Source organism: Paraflavitalea devenefica (assembly GCF_011759375.1).
GTDB lineage: Bacteria > Bacteroidota > Bacteroidia > Chitinophagales > Chitinophagaceae > Paraflavitalea > Paraflavitalea devenefica.
Map to the genome: position 1 here is coordinate 1,426,932 of NZ_JAARML010000002.1, position 23,795 is coordinate 1,450,726.

Annotated in this window: 12 protein-coding genes; 8 read left to right on the forward strand and 4 right to left on the reverse strand. The window is 48.9% G+C overall.

Going from position 1 to position 23,795, the window contains the following annotated elements:
* Positions 1 to 139 precede the first annotated feature (139 nt).
* From HB364_RS15220 to HB364_RS15255, 8 genes are all read left to right on the forward strand, one after another.
* Positions 140 to 1,363 (forward strand): FecR family protein, encoded by a 1,224-nt coding sequence (locus HB364_RS15220; protein ID WP_167289072.1) that lies wholly within the window; start codon positions 140 to 142, stop codon positions 1,361 to 1,363.
* A 254-nt stretch (positions 1,364 to 1,617) separates the two neighbouring features.
* Positions 1,618 to 4,962 carry a TonB-dependent receptor gene (locus tag HB364_RS15225; RefSeq protein ID WP_167289074.1) on the forward strand — a complete coding sequence of 1,115 codons (3,345 nt, stop codon included), beginning with the start codon at positions 1,618 to 1,620 and terminating at the stop codon, positions 4,960 to 4,962.
* Between the two features lie 12 nt (positions 4,963 to 4,974).
* Positions 4,975 to 6,798, forward strand: coding sequence for a RagB/SusD family nutrient uptake outer membrane protein (locus tag HB364_RS15230; protein WP_167289076.1), 1,824 nt, complete (start codon positions 4,975 to 4,977; stop codon positions 6,796 to 6,798).
* A gap of 21 nt (positions 6,799 to 6,819) precedes the next feature.
* On the forward strand, positions 6,820 to 7,698 hold the full coding sequence (locus HB364_RS15235; protein ID WP_167289078.1) for a discoidin domain-containing protein: 879 nt from the start codon (positions 6,820 to 6,822) through the stop codon (positions 7,696 to 7,698).
* 45 nt (positions 7,699 to 7,743) lie between these two features.
* Positions 7,744 to 11,262 carry a discoidin domain-containing protein gene (locus HB364_RS15240; protein WP_167289080.1) on the forward strand — a complete coding sequence of 1,173 codons (3,519 nt, stop codon included), beginning with the start codon at positions 7,744 to 7,746 and terminating at the stop codon, positions 11,260 to 11,262.
* Between the two features lie 78 nt (positions 11,263 to 11,340).
* A complete protein-coding gene (locus tag HB364_RS15245; protein ID WP_167289082.1) occupies positions 11,341 to 11,760 on the forward strand; it encodes a hypothetical protein in 420 nt (139 codons plus the stop codon).
* A gap of 34 nt (positions 11,761 to 11,794) precedes the next feature.
* The gene (locus HB364_RS15250) at positions 11,795 to 15,286 is read left to right on the forward strand and encodes a discoidin domain-containing protein (RefSeq protein ID WP_167289084.1); all 3,492 of its coding nucleotides are present in this window, start codon (positions 11,795 to 11,797) and stop codon (positions 15,284 to 15,286) included.
* Positions 15,287 to 15,414: 128 nt separating this feature from the next.
* The gene (locus HB364_RS15255) at positions 15,415 to 17,625 is read left to right on the forward strand and encodes a TonB-dependent receptor plug domain-containing protein (RefSeq protein WP_167289086.1); all 2,211 of its coding nucleotides are present in this window, start codon (positions 15,415 to 15,417) and stop codon (positions 17,623 to 17,625) included.
* A 34-nt stretch (positions 17,626 to 17,659) separates the two neighbouring features.
* Here HB364_RS15255 and HB364_RS15260 read toward each other — a convergent pair whose 3' ends face one another.
* The 4 genes from HB364_RS15260 to HB364_RS15275 all read right to left on the reverse strand — a co-directional run bounded on the left by HB364_RS15260 (position 17,660) and on the right by HB364_RS15275 (position 23,794).
* Positions 17,660 to 18,676, reverse strand: a complete 1,017-nt coding sequence (locus HB364_RS15260; protein ID WP_167289088.1) for a succinylglutamate desuccinylase/aspartoacylase family protein — start codon at positions 18,674 to 18,676, stop codon at positions 17,660 to 17,662.
* A 71-nt stretch (positions 18,677 to 18,747) separates the two neighbouring features.
* Positions 18,748 to 20,928: an outer membrane beta-barrel family protein gene (locus HB364_RS15265; protein ID WP_167289090.1), complete on the reverse strand. Its 2,181-nt coding sequence runs from the start codon at positions 20,926 to 20,928 to the stop codon at positions 18,748 to 18,750.
* Positions 20,925 to 22,361, reverse strand: a complete 1,437-nt coding sequence (locus HB364_RS15270; RefSeq protein WP_167289092.1) for a DUF3526 domain-containing protein — start codon at positions 22,359 to 22,361, stop codon at positions 20,925 to 20,927. The genes HB364_RS15265 and HB364_RS15270 overlap by 4 nt, the downstream gene beginning before the upstream one ends.
* On the reverse strand, positions 22,358 to 23,794 hold the full coding sequence (locus HB364_RS15275) for a DUF3526 domain-containing protein (protein WP_167289093.1): 1,437 nt from the start codon (positions 23,792 to 23,794) through the stop codon (positions 22,358 to 22,360). Before HB364_RS15275 ends, HB364_RS15270 begins: the two co-directional genes overlap by 4 nt.
* Position 23,795 lies beyond the last annotated feature (1 nt).

The window sequence follows — 23,795 nt, forward strand, 5'->3', positions numbered from 1 at the left end:
ATCCCTCAAACAAGTACACATTAATAGGGCAGCTACTATTGCAATCGTTTGCGTTCCCTTTTTTAAAAAATAGTTAAGTTTTTCTTGGGTAAAAATCCCTTGTACCTGCTTCTTATTAGTAAAGCCTTAACCTCATTTTATGAATCCCGGAACAAATCAAATTGAAGCATTATTGTCCGATGAATCGTTTTTGAAGTATTGCGGAGGCGATGAGCAGGAAAAGCTGTATTGGGAAAGTCAACTTCAGCAAAACCCGGCATTAAGCAAGCAGGCAGAACAGGCCAGGAAATTGTATGAGCTGGTGAAAGCCGAGCTGGTGGATGTGCCCGCCGAAACCGAACGATTCAGGACGTATATCCAGGAATATATTTCAGCTAACGGCAGGCATTATGAAAACCAACCGCCGGTAATTCACATGCCAGTGAGGCGTAAAGTATGGATGTGGACAGCCGTGGCGATCCTTGGTTTTATGCTGGGCGCCGGCGGTTATTTATTGTACCTGGATAAGCCTGCCACGGGGACTGCCCGGCCTGCACAACAAAAAGGACAGCTCAATAATGATGTGGCCCCGGGTGGCAATAAAGCGGTGCTTACGCTGGCAGATGGTTCGCAGATCGTACTGGATAGTGCTGATAACGGAACGCTATCGCAACAAGGCAATGTAAAAGTGATCAAATTAAACAGTGGCCAGTTGTCGTACCAGCAAACAGCTAAACCGGTGACAGCCGTGCTTTATAATACAGTAAGCACGCCCAGGGGCGGACAATATAAGATCATGCTTGCTGATGGTACGGTTGTATGGTTAAATGCTGCCTCTTCTATCCGTTATCCGGCTGCTTTTGCAGGCAATGAGCGAAGGGTAGCCATCACCGGTGAAGCTTATTTTGAAGTTGTAAGAAATGCAGCCATGCCTTTTAAGGTGGATGTACAAGGGATGGAAATAGCCGTGCTGGGCACTCATTTTAATGTTAACAGCTACGATGATGAACCCAGTATCCGAACCACACTTATAGAAGGAGCTGTTTCGATAAAACAGCAGGCGGCTGTTGCTTTTATGAAGCCCGGTGAACAGGTGCAGGTGACAAAGGCCGGCGAGATGAAAACGATACCGCATGCCAATGTAGAAGCAGCTATTGCCTGGAAAAACGGCCTGTTCCAATTTAACCATACCAGCCTGGATGAAGTATTGCGCCAATTAGTAAGGTGGTATGATGTGGAAGTTGAATTTCAGGGGAAGTCACCCACACAGCGGTTTGGCGGTGAGATACCGATGGACAGCGATCTCTCTGAGGTTTTAAAGATATTAAACTATAGCAGGGTAAAATTTTCGATCGAGCACAAAAAAATTATTATAAGATCTTAAAACTGGTATAAGTAGGTAGAAAGTAAAAGTTTTAAAGGCTGATCCAAAAAAAAGCCCGTCCCGATAGCTATCGGGACGGAGCAAACCAGGAGTGCGGGAACACTCCTGGCGAAATTCCTGGGTCAACCTGAAAAACGAATCCGGTAAGACTGTTTTATTCATTGTTCAACCCAAAACTCAAAGGTATGCATTTCAAGGCTCCTTGCCAACCCCGGCATGTCATGCCGGGGCCTATCACCAAAACACTGCTTGTTATGAAATTAACAGCAATCTTTCTATTGGCCACTGCCCTGCAGGTAAGCGCCACCGGGTTCTCCCAAAAAGTAAGCTTATCCCTAAAGGATGCTTCCCCGGAAAGAGTATTTCGTGAAATCAAAAAGCAAACAGGGTATGTATTTTTTTATGATGAGGATGTTTTGCAAAAGACTGAAAAGGTAAGCATTCACGTGCAGAATGTTACGCTGGAAGAGGCGCTTGCCCTCATTTTAAAAAAACAGCCGCTGGAGTACAATATTATCAAAAGGACCATTGTATTGCGGCTAAAAGCACCCTACACCGAAGTAAAAGAAATAAGTCCGCCACCCCTTTTGCCTGTTAAGGGAAAGGTAACTGATGAAAATGGCAATCCGCTGCCGGGCGCCACGGTAAAAGTAAAAGGATCTTCTTTAAAGGAACATGTTTCACTGACCAATACAGCAGGAGAGTTTTCACTGAATGTTCCGGCTGATGCCGTGCTGGAAGTTTCTTACGTTGATTTTGTAACACAGGAAATAAGCGTGAGCGGGCAAAGGGATTTTCATGTACAGTTGAAAAAGGCCGACAAAGGAATGGATGAAGTGGTGGTGGTTGGATTTGGCACACAGAAGAAAGCCAGCGTGGTGGGCGCTGTACAATCTATTAAACCGGCAGAGCTCCGGTTGCCCAGCAGCCAGCTATCCAACTCTTTTGCCGGAAGGTTGGCAGGGGTAATCGCTTATCAACGTACAGGCGAACCCGGCGCCGACGGGTCGTCCTTTTATATCCGCGGCATTTCCACCTTCAGTGGCGCTACGAACCCGCTGATCGTACTGGATGGTGTTGTAGTCAACGCAGGTGAATTAAATGCCCTGGCGCCGGAAGTCATTGAAAGCTTTTCTATCCTTAAAGATGCTACGGCTACTGCGGTGTATGGGTCAAGAGGGGCCAATGGGGTAATGATCGTGACCACCAAAAGGGGGCGGAATATTGATAAACCCCGTGTGAACATCCGCATCGAAAATTCGGTGTCTACCCCCACCACTGTTCCTGAATTTGCAGATGGGGCCCGTTTCATGGAGCTCTATAATGAAGCGGTAACCGGCCGTGGTACCGGTGAAATACCCTACTCCAAAGATAAAATTGAGGGTACAAGAGCAAAACTTGATCCTTATTTATTTCCGGATGTGGACTGGTATGATGAAATGTTCAAGCCCTATGCCATGAATCAAACTGTGAATATTAACGTGATGGGTGGAGGGCAGAAAGTGGATTATTTTTTGAGCGCCACCCTGAATAATGATAATGGGGTATTAAGAAAATTAAATGTGAACAGCTATGATAATAATATCAATGTAAAAAGGTATTCTTTTCAGAACAACATCCATGTTGATTTTACCAAAAGCACATCGTTGTCGCTAAAGCTCAATTCATTTCTTCGTGATTACCATGGACCGTCTGTAAGTCCTCAAACTATTTTTGGACAGGTAATGGGTGCTAACCCGGTAGATTTCCCGCTGATGTTTCCCAGCGAGGAGGGCAGCAAGAGCATCCGGTTTGGCGGTAAGAGCGGTGGCCGTTTCAATGATGGCTTCATCAACCCCTTTGCCGAAATGCAAAAAGGGTATACTGATAATTTCCAAAGTTCGATCACGGCGGTTGTAGACGGACAACAAAAACTGGATCTCGTTACCAAAGGGCTTTCGTTCAAAGCCCTGGCATCGTTTAAGAACTGGAGCAATGGTGGCACCACCAGGGAAAGAGGCGTGAACCAATACCAGGCCTCCAATATTGTCAAAAAACCTGATGGCACTTTTACTTATGATATTACAAGAGTAGGGACCGTTCAAAATGAAGTGTTGTCGACATCCGGAAGTACAAGCGGGGACCGGCAGATCTATTTTCAGACCTCCTTTGATTATAACAGAACATTTGGGCCACATACTGTAAGCGGGTTGTTCTTATACAATCAGCAGGAGTTTAGTAATAACGGCTCTACCACGCTTATCGGCTCCTTACCGAAAAGGATACAGGGGCTGGCAGGAAGGGTAACGTATGCCTTTGATAATACTTACCTGCTGGAGTTCAATGCAGGCTATAACGGTTCGGAGAATTTTGCCAAAAACCACCGCTATGGTTTATTCCCTTCTGCGGCAGCCGGCTATGTGGTGAGTAATGAAAAATTCTGGGCGAAAATTGCACCGGTAATAAGCCTGCTGAAATTAAGAGGCTCATGGGGCCTGGTAGGAAATGACCAGATTGGCGGGGACAGGTTTGTATACCTTTCCGATATCGATCTTGGCGGCCAGGGCTATACTACGGGCATTGGACAGGACTATACCAGGAACGGACCTACGTATAATCGCTTTGCCAATGAAAATATCACCTGGGAAGTGGCAGAAAAAGTGAACCTGGGTATCGACCTTCAGTTGTTCAATAAAATAAATATTGTGTTCGATATTTTCCGGGAGAACAGGTCTGACATATTCCTGCAAAGACAGGGTATCCCGGATTTCCTGGGCACACAGGGCACAAGTGTATATGGAAATCTTGGGAAGGTACGCAACGAGGGATTCGATGCATCCTTGGATTATTCGGGCAAGATCAACAAGGACCTGTCTTTTACTGTGAAAGGAACTTTCACCTATGCGCACAATACGGTATTGGACTATGACGAACCGGCATTCTATAAGTATAAAAACCTTTCCCGCATAGGGTATCCGGTCAATTCGCTACTCGGCTACTCGGCTCACCGCTTGTTTATTGACCAGGCTGAAGTTGATGCAAGCCCTTTGCAACAGATCGGTGGTTTTGTTACCGGTGGGGATATTAAATACTTTGACGTCACCAACCACATTGATGGGTTAAATATGATCAACAGCGATGACCGCATCCGCATGGGTTATCCAACAGTGCCCGAAATTGTATATGGCTTCGGGGCTTCTTTCCGCTACAAGAAGTTTGATGTATCATTTTATTTCCAGGGTGTGGCCAGAACATCGTTTTTCCTGAGCGGGTTCCATCCATTCGGTACGAGTGACATACGCAATGTATTAACCTTCATTGATGAAGATCACTGGAGCCCTAAAAATCCCGATATCTGGGCAAGCTATCCCAGGCTGAGTAAGCTGGAGAATCCCAATAATACGGCCAACTCTTCCTATTGGCTGAGAGACGGATCTTTTCTGAAGCTCAGGAATGCGGAAATAGGATACAACCACAAGTTTCTCAGGGTGTACCTGAGCGGATATAATTTATTGACCTTTTCAAAGTTCAAGCTCTGGGACCCGGAGCAGGGTGGCGGGAATGGTTTGGGGTATCCCACACAAAAAGTAGTGAATGTAGGTGTTCAAATGGGATTCTAAAATTTAAATAGTATGAAACTAAAAAATATTGTCCTCTTGTTGTTGGTTGCCGGAGTCATAACAAGCGGGTGTAAAAAATACCTGGATATTGTTCCGGATGAAAGACCAACGGAAGAAGATGCGTTCAAAGATATATACGCAGCGGAAAACTTTTTGTATTCCTGTTATGCGCCTTTGCCAAATCCAAGGGCAAGTGTTAACTCCATCGACCTGATGACCACCGATGAAGTGGTAACGGCTTTTGAGCATGAAACATTTGCCCAATTCCCCAAAGGCACGTTTACGGCCTCGAATACAGTCATTTCTTATTGGAGTACTTTGTATAAAGGGATCAGGCAGTGTTATATCCTGATCGCCAATGTGGATAAAACGCCCGGCCTGGCTGAGGAAGACAAAGCCCTTTATAAGGCAGAAGCGAAGTTCCTGATCGGGTATTATCATTTTCTGCTGGTGCGCATGTATGGCCCTATCATTATTCAAAAAGGTGTAGCCGATATTGAAATGCCGGCATCGGAATATCCTGCCCGTTCCACCTATGACGAGTGTGTGCAATTTATTGGTGATATACTTGATGAAGCGGCCACAGGCCTGCCACCCAAACGGGTGACCAGTTCCGAATACGGAAGGGCTACCAGTATTGCCGCCAAGTCGATCAAGGCGCGCATGCTGTTGTATGCCGCATCGCCCCTGTTTAATGGGGGAGGTGGAAACATGTCCAGTTTTTACGGCAATTTCAAGCGGGCATCAGACGGGCAACAACTGATCAGCAGTACTTATGATAAGGAAAAATGGAAAAAAGCCGCCGACGCTGCATTGGAAGCTATCAACCTGGCAGAAGCAAACGGGCATCAATTGTACCATTACAACACGGCAGTAGGTGCTGATTATCCAACAGACCCCATTGAAAAGGACCTTCGTTTCACTTTTGTAGACAAAAATTCCAATGAAGTAATTTTTGCAGACACACGAAGAGAGGGTGTGTATGATTTTCAGAATAAATCAACTCCCTTTATTGCCGGTACCTCTTATAATGGCGTTGCCCCGACATTAACCATGCTTGAATCCTTTTACACTAAAAACGGTTTGCCGATAGACAAGGACCCAACCTATGATTATGGCGGGAGATATAGTGTCGTATCAGGGCCACTTGGCAATACGCTGAGCCTTAACCTGAACCGGGAGCCCCGATTCAACGCCTGGATCGCTTACCATAACAGCAATTACGAGATCATCCGCGGCTCCAGCAAATTTGTGAAAATGATGTTCCGGAAAAATGATGCACATGGTATCCAGGGAAGGAGCAATGATTATTCACCCACCGGCTACCTGAATAAGAAAGGTGTTCATCCCTTATCTGTTCAGACTTCCTTAAGCGTTACGCAAAACTATCCCTGGCCGGTAGTACGGCTGGCAGAACTGTACCTTAATTATGCGGAAGCATTGATTGAATACGGAGCTGACCTGACTACAGCAAAGACTTACATTGATAAAGTCCGTACGAGAGCAGGTATTCCTGCCGTTGATGCAGCCTGGAATGCGATTGGCGGGGCCAATGACCAGGCTACGTTAAGGTCCATTGTAAGACAGGAGCGCACAATAGAGTTTTACCTGGAAAATCACCGGTTCTGGGACCTGCGCCGATGGATGATCGCTGAATCTTACCTGGGTGTAAAAGCAAAAGGAATGAATGTACAGGGAACAACCGATGCTGACTTCTTTAAGGTGACAGATATTGTGTTTCCCCGCAGCTTCCGTTCTCCTGCCTTTTACCTGATGCCCATTCCTATTGATGAAATAAATAAAAGCGGCAACCTGGACCAAAATCCCGGCTATTGATCATCACCAAATTAACGACTCATGAAAAAGCTATTATATATCATGCTTGCAGGTTTATTTTTTGCCTGTACCAAAGAAGAAGCAGGCCCTGCAACTCCTTCCGACCTCTCAAACCTTACCGGCGAGCCAAGGGTTGGCGGTGTTTTATTAAAATGGAACAAACCGGCAGACAGCAATTTTCTCTATGTGGAAGTGCGATACCAGCGGAACGATGAAACAAGGACGGTGAAAGTAAGCCGGTTTACCGACTCTGTATTGATTGATGGCTTGCTGAATAAATATGAATATTCATTTGAGGTGCAGGCTTTCAATGCCATCAGCGGTAGTCATGCGGGCGGTAAAGTGCTGGCAGTAGGCCCTATAAGGCCTGTGCGCCGCCCGGTGGCTGTTGCTTATCTCCAGGACCAGTTGACCAAACTCACTGTAACAGACCCTATGATTGAAACCTACACGCAGGAAACATCTGAGGGGTATAAGCAAAACCTCGTTGACGGCGACAGGCTTACCTATTGGCATACTGCCTGGTCGGCCAATGTTGCCCCCTTACCCCATTGGGTAAAGATCAGTTTTGCCGAAGCTGCCAAATTGGGCGCTATTAAATATTATTTCAGAAATAATAATACCCAAAGCGGCAGGCCGACACAGTTTTCTGTAGAAACAAGTGAGGACGGGCTTACCTGGACAAAACAATGGACCTCACAAGCCGGCTTGTCGGTCACTACACCGGTTACAGAAGAAAGGCTGCTGGCGTTTGACAAAAATTATTCTGCTAAATTTTTCCGCATAAACATTGAAGCCAGCTTTAACAACACTACCTGGATAGCACTTGGTGACATGAGCTTCCACGCCATGGGAGAAAAGATCACTGATCTTGAAACAGTAGCGGAAGATAATTATTGATCTGTTCAGGCGTTCAACAGATTTATTACGCATTAAACTTATGATATGAAAAAGAAGGCTATGCCCGTCAAAGCAATCTTAATTTTTTTATTATCTGTTGCCGGAGGATTTTATATTACACGTCTTTCTATAGGCAATGATCTTTTTTCGAAAAATGAAGTGAAAAAGGAGGAGGAAGGGGAAGAAGAGGCTATCTCCGAAGTGGCGCATTTGCGTTCGGCCTGGTATAAAGAGCTGGTATCCGGGAACCCGAATATTTACCGCCTGCGCAGCCTGTATGCTGGTTACTTTGCGGCCCACACTTATAAACGCAGTTATGAAACCAATGCCTACATGCGGTTTTTGCAGCAGAACATGATCAATGTAGATGCCAATGGTTATGTGTTGCCAACGTTGAATTTCCCCGGGGCCAGGCAAACTGACTTTAGTGTTGCAGCAATTGGAGGGCCATGGACCCAATTGTTTACCAAATGGAAAACCAACCAGGCCGGGGGCAACGATGGGGTAGGAGTGGTGCGTTCGATTGCCATTGATCCCGGTAATACGAACAGGGTGTTGGCGGGCGGTACGCTGGCGGCTATATGGAAAACCACCGATGAAGGCGTCACCTGGCGAACTGTAAGTCAGGGCACGCCCCATGTAAAATGGGTAAATGATATTGCCTATGTTAAAAATTTCCCTGCTACCGTGTATGCCGGCACGGACATGGGTGTTATCAAATCGACCGATGGTGGGGAAAACTGGAGCTATACAGGCCTGAATAACGCGGCCAATTATCCCAACACGTTGGGCGAACTGGTATGGCTGGGTGTTACCAGTCATACCACTGACACAGTATATGCTACTATCAAAGAAAATGGCCTGTGCTATCTTAAAAGAACAACGAACGGTGGCGCCACCTGGAGCACACAGCAAACCTTTCCTTCCGGCACTACTATATGGGATATGAAGGTTAAACCCAACGATGCCAAAACAGTGTATATTATGCGGGTAGATGCCGGCGGGCAATGGATCAATTTTTGGCGGTCGACCGATGGCGGAGTGAATTTTACAAAGATCAATAACGGTTATCCTGCAGATGCTGCTGTAGCCGCCCACCGGGCACGATTGGCAGTAACGCCGGCCAATCCGAACGTCGTATATATTGCCACAGGGTATAATGGTGGGGACACCAACGATAAGATCAGTTTCTTTAAATCTTCCAATGCCGGCGTCTCATTTACCAAAACCTGTTGCGGTACAGCTTCCCAGCCGTTGGTCTATTCCAATGGCAGCAATGATTTTCTTTATGAAACCTGTCACCTTGCACAACTGACCTGGAATTTTGCTTTTGCTGTTTCGGCTACCAATGAAAACTTGCTGGCCTGTGCCGCCAATAAGATCAAAGTAAGTAACGACGGCGGCGCTACCTGGCATTATGACCTCAGCGGAACCACCATCACAGGTTCCCAATATGACAACTACCAGGCCTGCCCTGGTCACAGAGGCGTGCATGGCGATCACCACGGTATGGCCATCCAGGGCAGTGATATATGGAACACCAATGATGGCGGTGTTTACCATTCGGGTGATGGGGGGAATACGGTGGTGAAAGATGTATCGGATGGTATGGCCGTGCAGGAATTGTGGGGCTTTGGCCAGGCCTTTAAAAAGGATATCATGGCGGTGGGTCTGAATCATAATGCGATCAATATGCGGGATGATGCGGCTTATAGTGGCTGGGTGCGCATTAATGGCGCTGATGCGATGGCGGCCAATGTGAATCCGATAGATGACCAATACCTGTATACCCATCCCTGGGGGCATGACCGGGTAAAGAGAAATACAACGGCCAATACAGGGCATATTATCAATCCACTCGGCATTGAGCTGGGATACATCACCCTGGACAATGTTGAATTTGACGCGCATCATTATTATACGATCTATGCCAGCGACTATGGGGACCGTAACAAAAGTTACCGGATAGCCAAGACCACCAACAACGCTGATAGCTGGACGATCATTAAATCATTCGCTGCCGAGCAGAAAAATGCGGTAGCCGTAAAGCAGAGTTATGCCAATAACCATTATATCTATGCAGTAGTAGAGCCGAACAAGGTCTGGAAATCTGCTGATGCAGGCGCTACCTGGACAGAGGTTTCGCCTCCTGCTTCGCTGATAAGCTCTTATGCATTATGGCGACTGGCAGTAAGTGATAAGAACCCTAACCATCTTTGGGTTTCTGTAAAAGGACATCAGAATACGGTAAAGATTATTCGCTCAACCGACGGTGGCGCTACCTGGGAGGATTATTCAACAGGGTTGCCCGCTTATGCCATTACTTCCATGATCTACCAGCGCGGAAGCGATGATGGTATTTATGCAGGCACCACGTACGGTGTATATTATCGTAAAAATGGCATGACTGCCTGGGAGCAGTTTGGCACCAGTCTGCCCGCCACCCAGGTGAGCTTTATGCATATCAACTACGCATTGGGGAAAATCAGGATCGGCACACAACGGGGTATCTGGGAAAATGCTTTGGCAGCCATCACTCCGCCCAAAGCCAATATCAGTGCCAATAAGCTTAGCTTTTGCCCTGCGCTCCAAAATGCGCAGGTCCAATTCGCTGATTATTCAGTATTGCACAATGATGCACAAACAACGTATAGCTGGAGTTTTCCTGGCGGTACTCCTTCCACTTCCACCAGTGAGCGACCCCTGGTATCTTATGCCAATGCTGCGCCAGGCAATTATGACGTTACCCTTACAGTAACAGACCAATATGGCTCCAGCACGCAAACGCTGACCGGCTTTATTAAGGTAAACTGTGGTCAATTCAGTAATTGCAGCAATCCCACAGACCTTCCTAAAACCAACTGGACGATTGAATATGCAGACAGCTATGAATCTACTGATCCTCCGGCCAATGCTATCGATGGAGGATCAGGCAGTATATGGCATACCAGGTGGAGTGGGGGTTCGCCTCCGGGCTACCCACATGAATTACAAATAAACCTGGGCGATACCTTTACCATTAGTCAATTAAAATACCTGCCAAGGCAGGATGGCAATGTAAATGGGCGGGTGGCGAATTATGAAATATATGTTGCTGCCAATACTTCCAGTTGGGGAACACCGGTGTATACCGGCACATTTGCCAATAGTGCCACGGAAAAGGTGGTGAGTTTTGCCGCGAAGGCGGGAAAGTATATCCGGTTCAGGGCTTTAACGGAAGTTAATAACAATATATGGGCGTCTGCCGCTGAAATAGGTGTGGTTGGGTGCCTATATATTCCATCCTCACCAGTTACGTCGACCTTGACAGGCGTCGAAACCGAAGTAAAGAAAACAGTTGAACTATTCCCCAATCCTGCCAAGGATGTATTCTACATTAGTCTGACTGGTTATACAGGAAATACGGATGTCCGGATGTACGATATGAACGGACGTGTTGTTGTATCAAAAAGATTTAATAAGAATAAAACGTCCCTGAATATATCTGGCTTACGGTCAGGAGGATACGTAGTTAAAATAAGGAACAATGGTAACGAAGAGGTGGCAAAGCTGATGAAAAGATAAATATCCAACTCGTACTATTGTATAGCATCGCATTTCTTCTCTACTTTACTATATTATTATTCATTAAACCATTTATTCATGAGCAATCAATCATTCCTTGCAGCAGTGATCCTGCTGCTATGCTTTTCATTTTCCCTGCACGGGCAGGCTCAGCAGCCAGACTACGGCAAACATCCCCACTGGATCAAAATGATGGATGATCCGAATGTCAATTATTTTGAGGCTGTGAAAGCATTTGAAACATACTGGAAAGGCAAGACCAAACCCGTAGAAGAAAAAGAGGTATTCAGCAATTACAATCAGCAAAAGATTGTCACCATCCGGAAAACCGAAAGAGAGGCCAAAGAGTATGCTTTTGAATACAAGAAGTTCCTGTACTGGCAACAGCAGGTATTGCCTTATGTTCAGCCCAATGGCCGTATCCTTTCCACAGAAGAAAGGCTGCAATTATTTGAGCAGGAAAAAAAGGAACGGCAGCGCCGCTCCAAAGGGCAGTAATAACCTATCCATTAATGACTGAAAACTTTTATCTATGAAGCTTTATCCTCTTATACTTACTATATGCCTGCTTGTCTTTCACCATACCATGCATGCGCAAAGCTGGTCGGAAGTAGGCCCGATCGCTTTCCCCACCAATATTTCCGGGCAGATACATGGCATTGGCCGTGTATGCCAGCTCAAGTTCCATGCTACTGATGCCAACAGGATGTATGCGGTGAGCGCTTCCGGCGGATTATGGATCAGCAATGATGCCGGCGCCAACTGGCAGCGGACAGGCAGCGATACAGAAATACCGCAAGGCAGTTGTGCTTCGGTTTGTATCGACTACACCAATGATAATATCCTGTACCTCTCCAGTGGTGATCCCAATTATTATGGCAATGGATATGGGATCTGGAAAAGTACCGATGGCGGCACTACCTGGGCTGCTTCCAACTCCGGTATGGGGAACAGGATGGCGCTGGAAATACTGATGAGCCCTACCGATCAAAATACGCTGATCGCTGCTACTACCGATGGCATCTGGAAATCGACCAATGCCGGTGTGTCGTGGACAGTTAAAAAAAGCGGGGGTGCTTTTAAAGACATGATCTATAAACCCGGATCTTCTGCCATCCTGTATGCAGTAGATAATGCTACTTTCTGGCGTTCGGCCGATAACGGGGAAACCTGGACCCAGATCAGCAGTGTAGCCCCGGCAGCCGGCAATGGCGGACGTATTGCTGTATCGGCCGCTAATACCAACGTGGTGTATGTTGGTTTTATTGGTTCCAATAATTCCGCAGGAGGGATCATTTACCGGTCGACAGACGGCGGGTTGAATTTTACTTTACAGAAAGGCGATGTTACGCCCAACCTGACTGGTTATGACGCCGGCTCCGGCGGACAGGGCAATTACAATTTTACCATTTTTGCTGACCGGGCAAATGCCGATATCCTATATGTTGGCGCACATTGCAACTGGAAAAGCACGGATGGCGGTGTGAACTGGACGAAGCTGACCAACTGGTGGGAGAAATGCCATACCGATATGCATCATATTGTTACTTCGCCGTACAACAATAACCGTTTATTCAATGCCAATGACGGCGGGATCTTTTTAAGTACCGACGGCGGTGTAAGCTGGTCTCCTTCCGCCAATGGATTAAGCGCCACAGAAATTTATCATATGGGGACCAGCAAGCTTTCCCGTAGCATTATCGGTATTGGCACACAGGACAACGGTGAGCTGTATTATAATGGCACTACCTGGTATTGTAACCGCGGCGGCGACTGGGGATCCAAATATGAATTTGATTATGCCAATACCAATGTGGCGTATTATGTTGAGAATGCCACACGGCGCGACCTGGTGCTCAACAATGGTTCCACAGGCATTGGGTTGACGACTCCGAATAACAATGATGTTTATTCGGTAACCGCTCAAAATACCAATCTTGCCTTTGTGGGTCAGGGCACTTCCCTCAAACGCAGTTCCAACCTGCTGAATGCTTCCCCCACCTGGAGCAGCCTTACTACTTTCACGGCCAACATCAAAGCCATTACCATTGCTCCCGACAATACCAATGAAGTATATGTGCTGACCAGTGATGCCAAAGTGTATTATTCCAGTAATGCTACAGCGGCCAGTCCAACCTTTGCACAGGTCTCCACGGTTCCCAACAGCGCAGCTACCTTTGGCAACCTGGTGGTGATCAATAGCAATACCAGTGTAGTCTACGCAACAGCGGGGGCTAAGGTATACCGTTCTTCCAACAAGGCAGTAACCTGGACAGATGTGAGCGGAACCTTAGCCAGTGTGAACATTATTGACCTGCAGCATGATAAATTCAGCACCAATGAAAGCATTTATATTGCTACAGCCAAAAGTGTACAATACCGTAACAGCACCAATGGCGCCTGGCAGAATATTTCAGCAGGGCTTCCTGCTATAGCCAATATCACCAATTTGCGGTTGTTCAATACGACTTCGAACAACAGTTTATTGCGGGTATCTTTTTATGGCCGCGGCGTATGGGAGATCCCTGTTAACAATGACGGGTCGGGCAATCAGCCGTCTTCTGTAACTATTACAGCACCTGTCAATAACAGCAATTTTGTAGCGCCGGCCAATATTAATTTTACGGTGAATGCTACGGATGCCGATGGCAGTGTTACCAAAGTGGAATACTGGAATGGCGGCGCTAAAATTGGTGAAAGCACCACCACTCCTTTTTCCTTTGCCTGGAACGCTGTAGGCACCGGCTCCTATAACATTACCGCCGTTGCCATTGATAACGGGAGCGCCAGCACTGCCTCTGTGCCTGTAAATATTTCTGTGAGTGAGTCGCAGGAGCCCTGCCATGCAGCTATTCCCCGCACACAATACAGTGTGTACCAGTTTGACAGTGAAGAGACCGCCGGTGAAACGGCCCCTGCCACCCATGCTATCGACGGAGATGTAAATACCTTTTGGCATACCCAATGGAGTGGTTCAACAGCACCGCTGCCGCATTATATTGCCATTAATCTCGGCGCTACGTACAACGTGACCAAATTGCGGTATGTGCCCCGCCAGAACAGCACCAATGGGCGGATCAATGCCTACCAGGTGCATACCAGCATTGATGGAAGCACCTGGACGCTGGTAGCATCCGGCAATTTTACCAATACTGCTACCGCGCAGGATGTAATATTAAGCAGGCCTGCACATGCCCGGTATGTGAAGCTGACAGCTACTTCCGAGTTAAGCGGCCAGGCATTTACCACCATAGCGGAATTAACCTTCTTTGGTTGTGCCGTTCCTGCTTCCTGTACCACTACCGGCATTCCACGCAGTAATTATAGTGTAAACGGGTTCGACAGCCAGGAGACTACCGGCGAAACAGCACCGGCCACCAACGCGATAGATGGCAACAACAGCACTTTCTGGCATACCCAATGGTACAATTCAACGGCTCCCATGCCGCATTATATCACGATCGACCTGGGCGCCACCAACCAGCTTACTACGGTTACGTATGTACCACGGCAGAACAGTACGAATGGGCGGATCAAGAATTACAAAATAGAAGTAAGCGTATTGGGGCAGGCATGGTTCACAGTAGCCGAAGGCACATGGCCCAACAGCACCACCACACAAACGGTGAGCTTCGGGGCCATCCAGGCACGGTATGTCCGGCTTACTGCCAGTTCCGAAGTAAATAATAACCCATGGACTTCTGTAGCCGAACTGTCCTTTGCCGGATGCGGTGCCGCTGCTCCTTCCATACCTATTGTTTTGAGGACCGTGAAGGGAGATGATCTCTTATCGTATCCCGTTCCCACAAAAGGCATGGTGACTGTAAAGCTACCTGCTTTGCAGGGCAGCCGGGTTAACCTGGAAGTATTTGACCTGCAGGGCAGGCTGGTTAAAAAACAACCCGTGGCTGCTGCGAAGAGCACGGTACAGATCAACCTGAGCAATATGGCCAGTGGCCAGTATATCCTTGTGGTAAGAGATGAAAAGGGCACAGTTTATTCCACCAAACTGATGAAGGAATAAACGGGCTTCGTGCAGACATCGGAATTGAACGTATGTGTGCTGCTCAAAGCACACATACGTTCAATCCATTAATATGATTAAAGCCTGTATCCGCTTTTGCAAATGCATTTTTATTTCAACTTTTTCTTATGAGATCAATAGTACTCATTATATTCATTTCAGCTATTGTTATCCCTGCCCGGGGGCAGGAACCCGTTACAGATTCGGCACAGTCTCTTACAGAAGTGGTGGTGAGCGCCAATAAATTTGCAGAAAAAAGCAGGCATGTAGCACAAAAGGTAACTGTTATCAGCAGTCGTGAAATAGCTTCTTCGCTGTCGAACAATACAGCAGGCCTGCTGGAGCAAACCGGAAAGATATTTGTACAGCGCAGCCAGTTGGGCGGGGGAAGTCCGGTGATCAATGGTTTTGAAGCAAGCAGGATATTGCTGGTGGTAGATGGTGTGCGTATGAATAATGCCATCTACCGCACGGGGCATTTGCAAAATGCGATCACGATCGATGATGATATCCTGGAAAGAACGGAGATCTTATATGGTCCTTCCTCCACTATTTACGGTTCTGATGCCCTGGGGGGCGTTATTCATTTTCAAACCCGGCAGCCCCGGCTTTCCCGGGAAGGGTTCCGGGCGCAAACCAATGCCAGTACCCGGTACAGCAGCGCCTTTGCTGAATTTTCCGGTCATGTAGATGTAAACCTGGGATGGAAAAAGTTTGCTTCTCTTACTTCTGTCAGCTACAGTAGTTTTGGCGACCTCCGGCAAGGAGCTGACCGCAATCCTTTCTATGGCGACTTTGGCAAAAGAACAGCGTACATTGCCCGCATTAACGGAATGGATTCCATTGTAGCGAATAAAAATGTTAACATCCAAAAGTTCAGCAATTACAAACAATATGACTTTTTGCAAAAGCTGCGATGGGAACCCGGCGCAACACAATCGCACGAACTGAACCTGCAGTATTCCACCAGCAGTGATATTCCCCGTTATGATCGCTTAACGGACACCAGGAATGGCCAATTAAGGTGGGCGGAATGGTATTATGGTCCCCAGGACCGGCTGATGGCTGCCTATACCTACAAACGCAGGCAACTGCCTGGTTTCTTTGACCAGTTAATGGCCGGCATGAGCTACCAGCGCATTGTAGAAAGCCGCATGCAGCGCGCTTACCGCAAGGACCTGCGGGAAAACAGGATAGAACATATCGACGTAGCGGCCTTTCATATCGACCTGCGTAAAAGCGCCGGGCGGCATGAGCTGAGCACCGGGGCCGACGGACAGCTCAATTACCTGAACTCAACCGCTTACAATTATAATATTGCGAACGGTCAAAAGACTTATGGTTTACAGACCCGCTATCCCGACGGGAAAAACAATATGAGCTATGCAGGCGCCTACCTGCAGCATTTGTATAAGATCATTCCCGGTAAACTGATCCTGAATGACGGCATACGGGTGAATTATGTAGCACTCAACGCACATATTGCCGATCCTTCCCTGCTGCATTTGCCATTTACCGATGCCTCGCAAAGGAATTTTACCTATAGCCTGAATGCAGGCATTATTTACCTCCCTGATCCTGTAACGAAATTATCTTTTAATTTCTCCACCGGTTTCCGTGCGCCCAATATTGACGACCTGGCCAAGGTATTCGAATCGGCAGGAGGGATACAACTGGTGGTACCCAATGCTGATCTGCAACCTGAGAAGACCTATCAGTTCAACCTGAACCTGGAGCGGCAATTTGATGAGTGGGTAACCTTGGAAGCGAATGCTTTTTATACGTTTTTCAGGGATGCTATTGTGCTGGATAATTTTCACCTGAATGGCGCTTCATCCATTGAATACGATGGCCGGATCACCCCTGTGGTGGCCAATCAAAATAAAGCGCGGGCATTCATTTATGGTTTGCAAGGATCTGTCACGCTCAGGCCGGTCAGCCATTTCAGCCTGTACAGTCATGCTGCTTATACCTATGGACGTTATAAAGGCAGCGACGGTCAGCAGGTGCCCATGGACCATATTCCTCCTGTCTTTGGTAAAACAGGCATTACCTATACCTGGCGTTTTGTTGAAAGCGAGTGTGCTTTATTGTATAATGGCTGGAAAAAACTAAAGGATTATAATCCTTCCGGTGAAGATAACCTGCCCTATGCCACTGCGGCAGGAATGCCCTCCTGGAGTATCTTCAATGCTTCAGTAGCCTGCACCATTGGCCGGCATTTGCAGGTGCAGGTTACCCTGGAAAATATACTGGACCGCAATTACCGGGTGTTCTCATCGGGGATAAGCGGTGCGGGCAGGAACCTGATGATCAGGCTGAAGGCCCTCCAGTTGTGAGCGCCGGGCATCTATCCGGCCATGTTATATAGTTTTACAATGAACCCAGGTTGAACAATATCTCTCCTTTATTAACCGGTGGCGTGGCTATCTGATAAACGATAAAGCCGTCCACCGGTGAATAAATATCCGTGAGCCAATTCCCTTTTACATCGGTGATATAGCCCAGTTTCATGCCGGCACGGATAAGCTGGCCACTCTTGCAATGGCTGTAAAAGATGCCGGTGTGTTCACTGTTAAGGGTAGTGCGTTTGGTGATCTCCAGGGGCTTGTTGGACATTACCGGTGTGCCTGGCAACAATTGCAGGCTGCGCATTACATTCAATAAGCCATCGTTGATCTTTTTAATTTCTGCTGTTGAAACCCCTCCCAGCTTTCCGCATTCAATGGCAACGGTGGGTATGCCCTGTGCAACTGCTTCTTTGGAACAATAAACAGTAGGTTCTCCTTTCACAAACCCGGCTTCAGATTTCATGATCCAGTCAAAGCCCAACGCCTCTGCCATCTGTTTGGCGGTAGCGGCCTGTTCCCCCAAGGCATAATACCCTACATAATCGTGCAGATCTTCTGACGCATCACCGGCATGAATATCTACCAGGTAATTACACCTGGGTAATATTTGCTGTGATAATACCCAGGCGATGCATTGGGTGAGGCTGCCGTTCTTATTGCCGGGAAATTCACGGTTAAGGTTTTTGCCGTCAACAGGATTATAATACACCGACCGGCCAAAGAACGCCTTTACATTCGCTATATGTACAATGATAACTGTTCCACGCAACGAATCCGGGTGAAGTTCACGGGCCATCTGCTGCATGGCTATGATCGGTGGATACTCGAATCCATGGATACCGGCTATTAAGCCGATCACAGGACCAGGGTTTTTGCCATGTACAATGGTAACGGGGATATAAGTACTGTCTTTCGAAGGAGCAACAACAGGCAGGTCAAAGGAGGCTTTTGTCCCCGCAGCCACCTGGTGTCCTTCCAGTATAAAGGGCGTCTGCCGGCCAAAGGCTGCTAAAGTGGACCAGTTCAACAGCCATATCATAGTTACAAGTTGCTGGCATTTCTTTAAGATGTTCATTAAGTGTAGCATAGTACTCAAGTCTTTTTTAAATGTTATAGTCTTTCCTGCTCTTCTATACTATTGGCTCTTTTGGGAATGAGTTTGCCGCCAATATGGTAGCGTATGCTCAGACTGAGGCGGTGGGCTTCCGGCCGGTCGTTGTACCGGTAGTCGGTGGTGTTGGTGAGGGAGGCGCCGCGCAGGTGGTAGGTGCGCAGGCAATCCATGAAGTTGAGTTGTACCGTGAGCTTGTCTTTCATCATGGATTTGCGTACGCCGGCATCCGCAAAGAACAAGGGTTCCTTGAGGTAAATGCCCCAGAGCTCACGCGAATAAAAGAAGGTGGCTACTTCGAGACGGAAGCCGGCCGGCAGCCTGAGCTGCTGCTGGGCCTGTGCATTGAAGGCCCAGCGGGAAGCGGTAGCATCGCCTCCTATCTGTGGAAAAGGATAACGGGAATAATTGGCGCCGGCCGATAGCTGCATGCTCCACGGGCCTACGTTGAAGGGGGCCGAGAACAGCAGATCGAAGCGTTGCATATTGCGGAAGTTGGCCGTCACACTTTTAATCGCATTGGCGGCGGAGTCGATGAGCAGCCTTTTGGTCATATAGTTGTCGCGCAGGGCATAGGTAGCTGTGAGGATGTATTTACGGTGGATGGTCAAGGCTGCCGACAGCAGCCAGGCCATTTCCGGCACCAGGGCCGGATTACCTGAATAGTAAAAGTATTGATCGGTGTACCAGCGTACGGGGTTGAGGTCGGCGTACGTAGGCCGGTTGATGCGCCGGCTGACGGAGAGGTTGAGCTTGTGTTGTTTCAGCTCATGGTCTACCGACAGGCTGGGGAAGAAGCTGCTGTATTCCCACCGGTTGGTAAAGCCGTTTTTAACGGTATAGCCTTTGGCATCGGTATGCTCTATCCGCAGGCCCGCGAGGATACTGGTTCGTTTGAATTTCTTTGCGACAGATACATAGGCCGCTGATATGCGCTCGTCGTATAGGAAATGGTTCGACATGGTAACTGCCTCTTTGTACGAGCCGCCGATCAATGAGTCGAAGCGATAGTTGTTGTCATTGGTTACATACGCATATTTAAGTCCTGCCTTCCACAGGATGCCCTGGTGTGGCCATTCGAGATCTGTCTTGGCCGAGCGGATGGTGATATAGCCGGGCTGGTGAGAGCGCAGGGCATTTTCGTCTATAACGGCACTGGTAGTACCATCGGTGGTTACGCTGGTCATTAGTGCGTCCGACAAGTTGCGATAACTGATATAGTGGCCTTCTGTGGTCAGTTTTTTGCCGGTGGTATCGATGTTCCAGGTCCAGGCTACGTTGCCGGCATCGTAGTGGTAGGGCTCGATGATGTTGTTGAACGTGCTGATGGCGGAGTGGAGCTGATGTCCGTCGCTATAACGGCGCACGATGGCATCTTTGGGCGCTGCAAAGTCATCGAAGTACCCATGGTAATGGGCGCTGAGTTGGTGACGATCGCTGAGGCGCCAGTCGGCCCCCGCGCGCCAGGTATAGAATTTTATAAGATAGTGACTGATGCTTTCCCTGTCCAGCCGGTAGGTGTTGCCGTTATCATGCACGGTATTGCCGCTGGTGCTGATCACTTTGCGGTTGGGGGTATTATAATCGAAGGAGCCGTAGAGGCTGAACGCGCGCGTGTTGAGCGTGGCGCTGATATTTTGATTCGTCATCCAGGTGCTGCCTCGTGTAACGGCCGAGCGCAGGTCGATAGCGTAGCCGCGAATGGTGCGTTTGCGGGTAACGATGTTGATGATGCCGGCATTGCCGGCGGCATCGAACTCGGCCGTGGGTGCAGTGATCAGTTCTATCTTCGCAATATTGTCGCCGCTCAATCCTTTCAGGAAGTCGGCCAGTTGCTTGCCGGAGAGGTAATTCATTTTTCCATCGATCAGTACGTTCACGCCTTCCGTTCCGCGCAGGCTGATGTTGTCATCCTGGCTTACGCTTACACCCGGCATTTTCTTCAGCAGGTCGAATACCGATGCGCCGGTGGTGAGGGCGCTGTTGGTAAGATTCATGACGATGCGGCCATTCTCCACCTGTAGCATGTTTTTAGTGGCGCTAACGATCACCTGCCGCATCGAATCGGTGCGGGGAAATACCAGGGTGTCCTTTGTGGCAGGCGCCGGTTGCGCCAGTCCGGTAGCGGGGATAGCTGCGGTGAGCAGCATGACCAGGATGAATGAATAAGGTATTTTCATGGTTGTGCATTTAATCTATACCGGAGCCGGTAGTAAGCCACGGTGACCGTGATGGCCGTCAGCAGCCACAGCCACCCCAATCCTTTGAATAAAGCGCCGGTGGCCTGCAAGGGCGGGGAGGGTTTGAAAACGGGGATGTGATGGAAGTCGGCCTTTGTCATCAATCTGCCGGCAAAGAGCGGTTCAAAGCTGAAATGGCATAGCTGCCCGTGAAAGGCAGTTATGGATTGCCGGAAGGTGAAGGCATCTTCCAGTCCGCTATGCGCCAGTATATTCAGCAGGTTCTGCGTATTGGCAGCAGGATTGACGAGGTTAAAGGCTGTTATTTTTTGATGGCGGTCCCACACCTGTTGGTAATAGGCATCTACCGAAGGTTTGGCGGCAGCATCGGTGAGGGTGACATACGCCGAGTAGGCCTGGAATTCGAAGAAGCGGGCCGCGGCAGCGGTATCTGTATGCTTGTATTGGGGATAAAGCTTGTAAAAGCGTTCCAGTACTTCCAGTTTCTCCTGCTTCGATTCGCCCAGTCCCTGCTGGCGGCGAATAAAGTCGGTGAGCTTCGTCGGGTCGGCCTGCTTTTCATTGGTGAAGCTAAGGTTGAGCAAGGCTGGTATCACTACCAGGAACAAAAGCCATACGCCCAGGCTGCACAGCGCGTTGAACGCGCTGCTGCGCCGGAATGCATTCACGAGCAGCAACAACGCAAACCAGCAGACGGTGTACGACCAGGTGATGAGCAGCCACCACCCCATGGAGGAAGCAGCGCTGACCGGTGTGCCGCTCCACACGAAGGCTATGCCTGTTATGAAAAACAGCAGGGAGGTGGTGATGCCCAACCAGAATAATGCTTTGCTCAGGATGATGTGGTGCAGGGGAATGGGTTGTATGCGCAGCATGGGCAACGTGCCTTTTTCCGCTTCATCCGACAGCAGGTTGTAGGTAAAGCTGATGATGAGGAGGGGCAGCAGGTAGATGATGACGAACGACAGGTCAAAATTCCCGGCCAGCAGTTTACGTGGATTGGCGATCTCCGACCGGAAGAGTTGCAGGTACAGGTTCTGTGCATTGAGCGGGAGGTAAAAGGCATTCACATCGCGCTGGCCGATAGACAGCCGGGACATGGGTGCGGGCTCGTCGATGGCGTAGTAGTTGAGGAAGAAGCGCACTTTGGAAGGGTAGGCGGCTTTTTCCCAGGCGGCCAGGCCGGCGGCTGTGCTGGTATCGGCTGCCAGTCCTTTTATTAGTTGCTGTTGATCGAGGGCATTTTGCCGGCGGATGTATTGCACCGTGTCTTCCTGCCGGTCGATGACCGCATTGCCGTAATGAATGGCATACAGGGCCGCGCATACGAATACGGCCATGATCACCCCCTGACCGTAGTTCCTGGTGAGCATTTTCCATTCGCGCGCGCCTATAAGAAGGAATGTTTTCATAACTGGGTGATGAGGGGGATTCGTTTAAGTACCAGGTAAAAGAGCCCGCAGGAAAGCACCAGCAGTACTGCCAGTGATAACAGCTCTTTACGGTAAAGCTGTATTACCTGCCGCAGGGGCAACAGTTGGTATTGAAAATCCGGCACCGATGCATAGAGCGCCTGCGAGGCTTTATAATCCCAGTCGCCCAGCCTGGAATGGTGCATCATGTCTTCATTCATCTGTTGTACAAAATGGCGGCGGTAGGCTTCCGTCTTTTGCTGGAAGTCGATATGCGTATAGAGGTCGGTAGCCGCCAGCCCCATGGAAAGGCCCTGCACGGCGAGGTAAGGATCGGCCATGCCGGCAAGGCGACAGAAGCGGTCCTGCTGCAACAGGGTTTGCTGCAGTTGATGAAAATGTTTATCGTATACCATGCTGCTGTATGCTTCGCCTGCCTGCATGATGTAGCCTTCGAAATTGAAGGGCAGTTCGCTCACGTTTTTCACCTGGTATTGCTGCAGCAGTTTGGCTTCCAGTTCCCGGGCGCGTTCATCTTTGGTGTTGTGGCCATTGATGCCCTGTGTTATGTCTTGCTGAATAGCTTCCCGGAAAGCATATTGGGAAGGCAGCGGGTAACGGTCGCTGCCCATGTTGGCAGCGGTTTTAGGTAAAATGATGCAGCCTGCGATCCAGATGGTCAGGAGGGTGAGCAGGGCGTTGCCGCTGGTTTTGCTGATGGCGGATATGAACACGGTGAGTAGGGTGAACAGCCCGAAGTAACTGCTATACACGACCAGCAGCAGCAAGGCGCGCCAGCTCCAGTCACTGCCGGCGCCGGGCGCCATGCCTGCATAGAAAAGACCGGTAATGAGCAAGGCGGGCAGCAGGAGCAGCAGCAGGGCCAGGAATTGTCCCAGTACTTTACCGGCGGCAATGGTGGTGAAGGGTACGCCGCTGCTCAGCAGCAGCTTGAGGGTGCCCTGGTCCCTTTCCTGCGTAATGGAGGCAAAGCCCATGAAAATGATGAGCAGGGGCGCCAGCAGTTGCAGTACGAGGGCTACCGATAGCTGGCCAAAGCGAATACTGGCGCCATAGCCTTCGGCCGGTTTAAATACGAAATCATTTTGCCGGTGAGGTTCCAGGTAGGCATAAGCGCCTGCATAGCTGTCGAGGCCTGCATCGAACATGCTGAACCAGGTTTTGGGTTTGTAGGCAAAGGTGCCAAAGTGCGCCGCGATGTGCGGGTGTTTGGGGTCCTGGTGCAGCCATTGTTCCCGCTTTTCTTGCTTCGCTTCTTCCCGTATGTCTTTTGCCGTATGGTAATTGCGATAGCCGCCCCAGGCTGCCACCCCGAGGAGCAGCACGATGATGCCTGCGATCAGCAGGATCACCTTGCTGCGGTACACGGTGGTCAGTTCTTTCATGGCTATAGATAGCAGGTTGCTGGTCATG